Origin of the sequence: Micromonospora sp. LOL_021 (assembly GCF_048060215.1) — a bacterium.
In the GTDB taxonomy this organism is placed as follows: Bacteria; Actinomycetota; Actinomycetes; order Mycobacteriales; family Micromonosporaceae; genus Micromonospora_E.
The window spans coordinates 38,892-48,532 of sequence record NZ_JBHMIN010000050.1 but is presented as its reverse complement, the minus strand read 5'-3'; the positions used below and the strand labels follow the sequence as shown (position 1 = coordinate 48,532).

Here is a 9,641-nt window from a genome sequence, read left to right as displayed (position 1 = left end):
CACCGCGCGGTGAAACGGTAACCCACCAGAACACTGCGCGTGTCACGCGCAGCGTGGCTGGGATCGCAGCCGTTTAGGGCGGCGAGGATGTCAAGTAGGAGCGGACGAACGCGGCAACGGCGTCGGCGATCAACTGGACGGCGATCGCGGCGAGCAGCAGGCCGGCGATCCTGGTCAGCACCTCGATGCCGCCCGGCCGGAGCACCTTGACGATGCCGCCGGAGAACCGCAGCGTCAGCCAGACCACCACCATCACCGCGACGATGCCGAGCGCGATCGCCAGATAGTCGGCGGCGGTCTCGGCACGCTGCACGAACAGCATGGTCGCCACGATCGCGCCCGGACCAGCCAGCAGCGGGGTACCCAGCGGGACCAGCGCGATGTTGGACGTCGACTGCTGGCCCGGGTCGTCGGCCTTGCCGGTGAGCAGTTCCAGCGCCACCAGGATGAGCAGCAGGCCGCCGGCGGCCTGCAGCGCCGGCAACTCGATGTGCAGATAGGCAAGCAGCGTCTGCCCGGCGACCGCGAAGACGACGATCACGCCGAGGGCCAGCGCCACCGCTTGCCAGGCGGCCCGGCGGCGTTCCCGGACCGGCAACGCTCCGGTGAGCGCGAGGAAGATCGGCACCATGCCGGGCGGGTCGGTGATCACCAGCAGGGTCACGAAGACCTCGCCGAACAGCTTGAAATCCACCAGGTCAACCTAGTGACCGGCGGATCGCCGGCCCGGACGGGTCCTGGTCGGGTCCGGACCGGGTCCTGGTCTGATCAGATCGGTGGTACGCCGTGTGCCGCCGCGACCAGCCGTTCGTAGGCAGCCGGGGCGGTGGTGTACTCGCCCAGCCGGACCGTTTTGTGGCTGCCGTGGTAGTCGGAGGAACCGGTGGCGACCAGCCCGAGCTCGTCGGCGAGCCGGCGTACGTGTGCCCGCTGGTCCGGCCGGTGATCGGCGTGGTCGGCCTCCAGGCCGGTCAGCCCGGCCGCCGCCAGGTCGGCGATCATGCTGTCCGGCACGGTCCGCCCTCGCTTGGTCGCGGCCGGGTGGGCGAAGACCGTGACCCCGCCCGCCTCGTGGACCAGCCGGACGGCGGTGAAGACGTCGAGGTCGTCCTTTGGCAGCCGGTAACGCTGGCCGAGCCATTGCGGCCGGAACGCCTCGTCGGTGTCAGCGACCAGGCCGGCCCGGATCAGGGCCTGGGCGATGTGCGGCCGACCGACGGAGCCGCCGGCGGCGTAGCCGAGCACCGTGTCCCAGCTGATGTCGAAGCCGTCGGCGCGCAACTGGTCGACGATGCGCTCGCCGCGTACAGTCCGGGCCGCCCGGATCCGGTCCAGCTCGGCGGTCAACGGACCGTAGGTCGGATCGAACAGGTAGCCGAGCAGGTGCAGCGGGATGGACGGCTCGGTCCCGTACCACCGGCAGGAGATCTCGGCACCGCGGATCAGGGTGAGCCCGGCCGGGCGGGCCGCGGCCGCCGGTGCCCAGCCGGCGGTGGTGTCGTGGTCGGTGAGCGCCAGCACCGCGAGACCTGCGGCGGCGGCTTGCCGGACCAGGTCCGCCGGGTCGACCGTGCCGTCGCTGGCGGTGGAATGGGTGTGCAGGTCGATCCGGCTGTCGACGGTCATCGGCGGTCCGGGGCACCGGCGACCAGCACCGGTTCGGCGTCGACGGCGGCCGAGGTCGGTACGGCGATGTGCTCCACCGCACCGCCCTGACCGGCGCTGATCCGGTCCACGTTGATCTGGACCAGCTGGTCGGCGCCGGCCGCGTGTACCACGCTGTCATGGTCGACCCAGACGGTGCTGCCGGCAAGCCGCTGCCCGGCTTCCCGCACCGCGCCGATCTGGTCGTCGAATACCTGGTTCAGGTCGACGAGCAGAGCCAGCTCGGGCTCGCTGGCCACCCGCGCGTCCGCGACCCCCCCGTTGGCCACCAGCCACCTGCCGTCCGCGGAGACCGCTCCCCGGCCGTCGCCGGTCAACGGCACCGTGCAGGCGGTCTTCACCGCGGCGAGGCCTTGTTCGACGTCCAGCAGGGCCAGGCAGGGACCACCGGACGCGTCGTGCACCTGGGCGACGACGGTCTGCCCGTCCGGCAACGCGCCGTACACGACGCTGGCGGTCTCACTCCAGCTGGTCCGGGACTCGCCCTGGCCGGGCCGCCAGACGCCGTAGCCGCGGCGCCGCTCGCCTCCGTCGCGTTCCAGCAGTACGGCTTCGCCGGCGAAGCCGACCGGCCGGCTCTGCACCGGTGCCCGGCCGCGTCTGGTGCCGGCCAGCTCGCCGTGCACCACCGAGGCCACAGCCAGCTCGGCGCCGTGCCGCCAGGCGATCCGGGTCCCGACCGGATCGACCGCGACCGCGTCGACACCGGTCAGCACCACCTGCGGGGCGGTGTCGGGCGCCACGAACCACACTCCGGCCGCACCGTCTGCCGATGTCTCGGTAACGACGAGCCAACCGTCCGTCAACCGGCTGGCCTGGGCGACGCCACCGATCTCAGCGAGGTCCATCCGCTGACCGTCGACGGTGTGCAGTTCACCGGCCACCACAAGGTCGACCGGGGGTGCCTGGGTGGCGGCCAGCGGTTGACTGCGCAGGTCCTCACTGAACGGCAGCGGGGCAGCCGGAGCGGCCGGGGTGCTCGCTGCGACGTCCCGACCGGTCACCGTCAGCGGTTCAGCCAGGGCCGGCGGTTGCGAGCTGTCAACGAGCAGCAGATGGCCACCGGCGATGCCGGCAGTGGCGAACAGGCAGAGACCGACCGCCGCAGCAGCTCCGTTGCGGGCCCGTCGGGCCCGCCGGGCCCGACGCATCGCGCGGTCGGCGAGATCGGCGACCGCAGGCGGGTCGACGGCCTGGTCGCTCAGACACTGCCGCAGCGCTCGCTCAAGGTCGTCGGTCGCCACGACAGATGGACGCCGCCGTGTCGGTGGAAGGTTGTCGCCTGGTGGCCAGGAGAAACTGTCGCTGGGCGGCCGCGAGCAACCGTCGCTGGGCGGTCTGGGAAAGGGAGTCACCGGTTCGCTACACCACTACTCTGTTGGATCGCACCGGTGTCGCCTGGGTCGGTGCCGGCAGCGGGCGGGCGGTGGTCGGCACCGGCACGCCGGGCCGGGCCGGGCGGGGCGCGACCGCAGCAGACCGGGCCACGGCGACAGCCGGGGCGACTGTGGCAGGGACGAGGTGCGGTTCCTCGGCGGCGAGCCGTTTGCGCAGCGTGCCGAGCGCCCGGGAGGTCTGACTCTTCACCGTGCCCGGTGAGATGTTCAACAGGGCGGCGGTCTGGGCCTCGGAGAGGTCTTCGTAGTAGCGCAGTACCAGCACCGCACGTTGCCGGGCGGGTAACGCCTTGACATGACGCCAGAGCACGTCCCGGTCCAGTTGTTGTTGGATGAGGTCCGGGCCGGCCCGTTCCGGCAGCGTCTCCGTGGGACGTTCACCGTGCCAGCGTCGACGCCACCAGCTGGTCGCGGTGTTGACCAGCACCCGGCGGGCGTACGGCTCCACCGCCTCAATCTGGCCGAGCCGTTTCCAGGCCAGGTACGTCTTGGTCAGCGCGGTCTGCAGCAGGTCCTCGGCGGTCGCCCAGTCACCGGCGAGCAGATAGGCGGTACGCAGCAGCGCCCCGGAACGGGATGCGACGAACTCGCGGAAGTCCTCCTCCACGGAGTCCCTGGGCGTCATCGGCTACCTCCCCCGTCACCGGACACGGTACGCCGAACGGGACACCGTCGGGGTCGGACCGACCGGTGGCGGGGCCGGGCGGAAGGACACAACCGCGACGCCGTCACGCTCCGTCTTCCGCTTTGGCGGCGGCTTCGTCCTTGCTCAACCGTGCCTCGACAGCCTGCGGCTCGTACATCTCCTCGACCACCCGGAGGTAGAGCTCGTTCGGGTTCGGCAGGTGCTTGACCTCGCGCAGCGCCTGCTCCTGGCCGGCCGACTCGAGAATGAACGTGCCGTAGTTGAGGAATCGGCCGAGCGGTGACTGCTCGTACTTCATGTCGGTCACCCGCAGCAGCGGCATCATCGCCACGTTACGGGTGACGATGCCGTTGACCACCATCACCCGCTTGTTGGTGAGGATGAAGCGGTCGAACCACCAGTCCGCGATCTTCCAGCCGACCCAGCCGAGCACACCGAGCCAGAGCAGCACCGCCACCGTGGTCAGGCCGCCGACGTCCTGACCGGCGAGGAAGCCGGAGAGGTAGCCGAGGACGAAGGTCGCGACCACCCCGATCAGCAGTGGGGTGAGCAGGTGGATCCAGTGCCGTTTCCACTCGCCCCGGTAGCGTTCGGTGGGGAAGAGGTACCGCGCGACCAGTGGGGTCGGCTCGTCCTCGAGTGGCAGCACCCGGCGTGGCTGCACCGGCATGCCGGAGGCGTCGACCTGGAGGCCGGCGAGCTCGTCGGCGGAGATGTCCGGCGGCGAGTAACTGATGATCGGCTCGTCGGGCACCTGGCGGGTGCCGCCGCCGGACCGGCCACCGTAGCCGGCGCTGCTGGCGTACGCCGGACCGTCCGAGTACGCCGGACCATCCCCGTAGGACGGCCCCGCACCGAAGTGAGGGCCGTCCTCCGGACGGATCTGCGGAATCGGCTCGGTGTCGCGTTGACGGCGCCGACGTGCGGCTTCGTCGTCAGCGTCGGGGGGCTCGGAGGGGTTGCCCATGGGCGACTAGGCCACGAGGCTAGTGAAGAAGTCGCCGAACCCTTGCGCTATGTCGACGATGCCGCCGCCCACCGACTTGAACACGTCGGCCGCCGAGTCGGGCCGGAACGCGACGAAGAAAATCAGGAACGCGATTCCGCCCCAGGTGAGGACCTTCTTGACCATTGCGGGCCATCCCCCTCCGTGTGGCGCGCCGCGACGCTCGTCCCGGCGTTACTAGAATATCAGCCCATCGTCCCGCGGTGGTGTAGTTGATCGTGGGAAAAGGTGTTCACGCTTTCCCGTGCAGGTACGGCGACGGCGCGCCGTACACGATCCCGGTCGGCACCTCCTCGGACAGGTCGTGCAGGACGATCTCCTCGGCCAGCAGGTAGCCGGCGTTCGCCGGCCAGGCCACCGCGTACAGCCACAGGCCGCGCGCCTCGCCGACGTAGGCACAGCGGTCCGGCTCGGCCGGGATCGACCACAAGGGAGTCGGATGTCCACCTGCCCGCAGCTTGGCGTGCGGACCGCCACCGCCCGGACCGCCGGCTGCGGTCTGCCGGTCACCGAGCACTCCGGTCAGTTGCTGCCCCGGATCCGGGCCGGGTAGCCCGGCGAACCGGGTGCCCAGACCCACCCCGGGCTCCTCGGCCACCAGCACCAGGTCGGCCGGCCCGCCGGAGACCGGAGCGGGACCACTGAACGCGGTGACCGTCGCCCGGACCGCTTCGCGGTCGTCGCCGACCCAGCCGACACCGGTCAACGTCCAGCCCGCCAGCAGCGGCCAGATCGCCCACAGTGGCACCGGCGCGGCCTGGCCCGGTTCGGCGGTGGCCAGCAGCCGCTGCGCCACACTCGCGACGATCTCGGCCCCGATGTGCTCGGCGACGTGCAGCGGGGGCACCGGCCCGCAACCGTCACAGCGGGACTCGGTGTGCATCAGGTCGGGCGGCCGCACCGGGCCTCCGCAACGAGGACAGCTCACCATCACACCCACGCCACCCACGTTGCTCGCCGCGCCGTTCCCCCGTCAAGCGAACCGGCTTTTTCGGTCGTTCTTTCCCTCTGTCGCGGGTCGGTACGCCCCACCTGGCCAGGACGTTCGCCGCTACCGCCCGGTCGGTGCCGGCGTCTCGGCTGGGTCCGGCGGCGGCCCGGCGTGTGCCTGGATCCACGCGTGCATCGCGATGCCGCTCGCCACCCCGGCGTTGATCGACCGGGTGGAACCGTACTGGGCGATCGAAAACATCAGCTCGCACCCGGCCCGGGCGTCGTCGGACAGACCTGGGCCCTCCTGTCCGAAGAGCAGGACGCAACGGCGCGGCAACCGCACCGTCTCGATCGGCCGGGAACCGGCCAGATTGTCGATCCCGACGACCGGCAGTTCGAGTCGACCCGCCCAGGCCAGCAGACCGGCGATGTCGGCGTGGTGGCGGACGTGCTGGTACCGGTCGGTCACCATGGCACCCCGGCGGTTCCACCGACGCCGCCCGACGATGTGCACCTCGGCGGCGAGAAAGGCGTTCGCGTTGCGGACCACCGTGCCGATGTTCAGGTCGTGCTGCCAGTTCTCGATCGCGACATGGAAAGAGTGCCGGCGCTGGTCGAGGTCGGCAACGATCGACTCGCGGCGCCAGTATCGGTAACGGTCGACGACGTTGCGGCGGTCCCCGGCGGCGAGCAGTTCGGGGTCGTAACGCGGGTCCGAGGGCCAGTCGCCGGGCCACGGGCCGACCCCGATCTGCGCCACGTCGGCCCGGGCGTCGTCACTCACTCCGTCGCCGACCGGCGGACCCGACCGCGCTGCGCTCTGCCACTGTTCCACGCTCTGCAGAGCCTACGGACCCGTCGCCGATGCCGGGATGCGGGACATCGCAGCCCAGGGGCGGCCGTCGGCCGTGTGTCCCCGACAGGCCTGGTTTTCGGGCCTGGACGCAATGAACGGCGGGGCCCTCCCCGGCACCCGCCGTCCACGCTCTGATGTCTAGAGATTCTGCCGGACCCACCCCGGCTCGGGAAGGGCAGGAGCGGAGACGGAAGTCACAGTTACCGTTTTGTTACGTTACAGTGGGTAGTCGAATCAGAGATCCAACCGACCCACCAGCAGCGGCGTTTATCCTAGTCACCCCGCCACTTGTCGATGAAACCGCGCACCACCTGCGAAAACTACTGGAAACGCTCCCATCACGATGGGTAACCAGAGGTTGGCGGGTTTCGCAAGGTATCGATCGGGAATGCCGTGGCGCGCAGAGCGGTTTCCCACGGTAGACCGGGGAATCACGACCCCACATCTGGCGATCGGAGACATCGATGGCAACCGCTGAGCTAACCGCCGAGAACTTCGACGAGGTCACCTCCAGCGACGGCATCGTCCTGGTGGATTTCTGGGCGAGTTGGTGCGGACCCTGCGTACGGTTCGCTCCCGTCTACGAGCGCTCGTCCGAGAAGCACACCGACATCACCTTCGGCAAGGTGGACACCGAGGCGCAGCAGGCGCTCGCCGCCAAGTTCGACATCCGGTCGATCCCTACGATCATGGCCATCCGCGACGGCGTCGTCGTCTTCGCCCAGCCCGGCGCGCTCCCGGAGTCCGCATTGGAGTCGCTGATCGAGCAGGTCCGGGCGCTCGACATGGACGACGTACGCAAGCAGCTGGCATCGCACAACCACTGACCGTGCACGGCCAGGGGCGGGCTACCGGTCACCGACCGCTGAACGGTAGCCCGCGACCGCGGCCGCCAGCACCTGGGCTCCCGGTCGCTGCCACACCAGCTCATGGAACACCTCGACCTCGACCGGCCCGGGGTAGCCGGCCGTGTCCACCGCCCTGGCGAACCTGCCGAGGTCGATGCAGCCGGAGCCCGGCAGACCGCGCCCCAGCAGGACCCCCGCCGGCAGCGGAGTAATCCAGTCGGCGAGTTGGAAGCAGGCGATCCGACCGGCCCGACCGGCCCGCTCGATCTGCGCCCACACCTGGTCGTCCCACCACACGTGGTAGGTGTCGACCACTACGCCGACCGCCTCCGCCGGGTACGGCTCAGCGAGATCCAGCGCCTGGCCGAGCGTCGACACCACGCACCGGTCGGCGCAGAACATCGGATGCAACGGCTCGATCGCCAGGGTCACCCCGGCCTGCAGCGCGTACGGAACCAGCCGGCCGACCGCTTCACCGACCCGGGCCCGGGCACCATCCAGATCCCGGCCGTCCTGGCCGCCGCAGACCAGCACCAAGACCGGGGCACCGAGTTCGGCGGCCTCGTCGATGGCGCGCCGGTTGTCGTCGTACCAGTCGTCCGCGCCGAAGAAGCCACCGCGGCACAGCGAGGTGACCGGCAGGTCGGCGTCCCGGAACAGCTCGGCCGTCCGGCGCAGGCCGTACGCGGCGGTCTCCTCGCGCCACAGGCCGACCCCGCGGACGCCGGCGGCGACGCAACCGGCGACCAGTTCCGGCATCGGCCAGCGTCGGGTGGTCGCCGCGTTGAGCGCGAACCGGGGCGGCGCCGGCCCGACACCGGCGGCCGGCACCGTGATCCCGGCGAACGGGTCACTCACCGGTCAGCTCCGGAATCTCGATCCGTCGGCCCTCCCGCGCCGACCGCAGGCCCAGCTCGGCAAGCTGCACCCCGCGTGCGCCGGCCCACAGGTCCCAGCCGTACGGGGCGTCCTCGACGACATGCCGCAGGAACAGCTCCCACTGCGCCTTGAACCCGTTGTCGAACTCCTCGTTGTCGGGCACCGTCTGCCACTGCGCACGGAACTCCTCGGTGACCGGCAGGTCCGGGTTCCACACTGGTTTGGGCGTGGTCGAGCGGTGCTGGACGCGGCAGTTGCGCAACCCGGCGACCGCGCTGCCCTCGGTGCCGTCCACCTGGAACTCCACCAGTTCGTCGCGGTACACCCGGACCGCCCAGGACGAGTTGATCTGGGCGATGATCCGGCCGCCGGCGGGCCCCGGTCGGTCGATCTCGAAGATGCCGTACGCGGCGTCGTCCGCCGTGGCGTCGTACGGCTCGCCCGACTCGTCCCAGCGGCGGTTGACGTGGGTGGCCACCTGCGCGGTCACCGAGGTCACCCGGCCGAAGATCTGCTCCAGCACGTAGTGCCAGTGCGGGAACATGTCCACGGTGATCCCGCCACCGTCCGCCGCCCGGTAGTTCCACGACGGCCGCTGCGCGGACTGCCAGTCCCCCTCGAACACCCAGTAACCGAATTCACCGCGTACCGACAGGATCCGGCCGAAGAAGCCGCCCTTGACCAGCCGATCGAGCTTGCGCAGACCGGGCAGGAAGAGCTTGTCCTGCACGACGCCGTGCTTGATCCCGGCCGCGTCGGCCAGCCGGGCCAGGTCGACCGCACCGGCCAGATCCTCGGCGGTGGGCTTCTCGGTGTAGATGTGTTTGCCGGCCTCGATCGCCAGCCGCAGCGACTTCTCCCGCTGCGCGGTGACCTGCGCGTCGAAGTAGATCTGCAGGTCGGGGCGGGCCAGCGCGGCGGCGAGATCGGTGGTCCACTCGGTGAGGCCGTGCCGGTCGGCGAGTTCGCGCAGCTTGTTCTCGTTTCGCCCGACCAGCACTGGTTCCGGCCACAGCCGGGTGCCGTCGGCCAGCGACAGTCCACCCTGGTCCCGGATGGCGAGCAGGGACCGGACCAGGTGCTGCCGGTATCCCATCCGACCGGTGACGCCGTTGAGGATGATCCCGATGGTGGTGCGGGCCATGCCTCGCCTCCTTCGAAGTGGTGGTGGCGGGAAGTTGTGGTGGCGAGAGGTGGTGCTGACGGGAAGTGGGCGGGTGTCTGGCGCAGGTCAGCGAGGTAGTGCGGACCGGCGAGGTAAGCGCTTTCCGGCGTACGCTACTGCCTCTCCGCAGCGTTCGGCAAGGGCTTTCCCGGCTCACCGCCGGCCAGTCACGCTATCCTCACCGCAAGCATTCCGGACCGCGCGCGATGCCGCGAGCATCCGGCCTGGCCGGCTCCCACTCCGCTG

General features: G+C 70.7%; 11 protein-coding genes. 1 reads left to right on the top strand and 10 read right to left on the bottom strand.

Annotation, left to right across the window (positions count from 1 at the left end; translation table 11 throughout):
• Positions 1-73: 73 nt before the first annotated feature.
• The 8 genes from ACFHWT_RS25485 to ACFHWT_RS25450 all read right to left on the bottom strand — a co-directional run bounded on the left by ACFHWT_RS25485 (position 74) and on the right by ACFHWT_RS25450 (position 6,431).
• The gene (locus ACFHWT_RS25485) at positions 74-694 is read right to left on the bottom strand and encodes a MarC family protein (RefSeq protein WP_416597230.1); all 621 of its coding nucleotides are present in this window, start codon (positions 692-694) and stop codon (positions 74-76) included.
• A gap of 74 nt (positions 695-768) precedes the next feature.
• Positions 769-1,626: a PHP domain-containing protein gene (locus ACFHWT_RS25480; RefSeq protein WP_416597229.1), complete on the bottom strand. Its 858-nt coding sequence runs from the start codon at positions 1,624-1,626 to the stop codon at positions 769-771.
• Positions 1,623-2,909: a hypothetical protein gene (locus ACFHWT_RS25475; protein WP_416597227.1), complete on the bottom strand. Its 1,287-nt coding sequence runs from the start codon at positions 2,907-2,909 to the stop codon at positions 1,623-1,625. Before ACFHWT_RS25475 ends, ACFHWT_RS25480 begins: the two co-directional genes overlap by 4 nt.
• Before the next feature lie 118 nt (positions 2,910-3,027).
• On the bottom strand, positions 3,028-3,687 hold the full coding sequence (locus ACFHWT_RS25470; RefSeq protein ID WP_416597226.1) for a SigE family RNA polymerase sigma factor: 660 nt from the start codon (positions 3,685-3,687) through the stop codon (positions 3,028-3,030).
• 103 nt (positions 3,688-3,790) lie between these two features.
• The gene (locus ACFHWT_RS25465; protein ID WP_416597225.1) at positions 3,791-4,675 is read right to left on the bottom strand and encodes a PH domain-containing protein; all 885 of its coding nucleotides are present in this window, start codon (positions 4,673-4,675) and stop codon (positions 3,791-3,793) included.
• A 6-nt stretch (positions 4,676-4,681) separates the two neighbouring features.
• Positions 4,682-4,840, bottom strand: a complete 159-nt coding sequence (locus tag ACFHWT_RS25460) for a hypothetical protein (RefSeq protein WP_199757972.1) — start codon at positions 4,838-4,840, stop codon at positions 4,682-4,684.
• A 106-nt stretch (positions 4,841-4,946) separates the two neighbouring features.
• Positions 4,947-5,645, bottom strand: coding sequence for a DUF6758 family protein (locus ACFHWT_RS25455; RefSeq protein ID WP_416597234.1), 699 nt, complete (start codon positions 5,643-5,645; stop codon positions 4,947-4,949).
• A 120-nt stretch (positions 5,646-5,765) separates the two neighbouring features.
• Positions 5,766-6,431 (bottom strand): TrmH family RNA methyltransferase, encoded by a 666-nt coding sequence (locus ACFHWT_RS25450; protein ID WP_416597224.1) that lies wholly within the window; start codon positions 6,429-6,431, stop codon positions 5,766-5,768.
• Positions 6,432-6,967: 536 nt separating this feature from the next.
• Between ACFHWT_RS25450 and trxA the strand changes: the two genes are divergently transcribed.
• Positions 6,968-7,330 carry a thioredoxin gene (gene trxA, locus ACFHWT_RS25445; RefSeq protein WP_416597222.1) on the top strand — a complete coding sequence of 121 codons (363 nt, stop codon included), beginning with the start codon at positions 6,968-6,970 and terminating at the stop codon, positions 7,328-7,330.
• 21 nt (positions 7,331-7,351) lie between these two features.
• On the opposite strand, the gene ACFHWT_RS25440 is transcribed toward trxA, so the two are convergent.
• Both ACFHWT_RS25440 and ACFHWT_RS25435 read right to left on the bottom strand, forming a co-directional pair.
• Positions 7,352-8,110: a sugar phosphate isomerase/epimerase family protein gene (locus ACFHWT_RS25440; RefSeq protein WP_416597233.1), complete on the bottom strand. Its 759-nt coding sequence runs from the start codon at positions 8,108-8,110 to the stop codon at positions 7,352-7,354.
• A 91-nt stretch (positions 8,111-8,201) separates the two neighbouring features.
• Complete coding sequence (locus ACFHWT_RS25435; RefSeq protein ID WP_416597220.1) at positions 8,202-9,374, bottom strand: Gfo/Idh/MocA family protein; 1,173 nt, start codon at positions 9,372-9,374, stop codon at positions 8,202-8,204.
• Between the last annotated feature and the right edge of the window lie 267 nt (positions 9,375-9,641).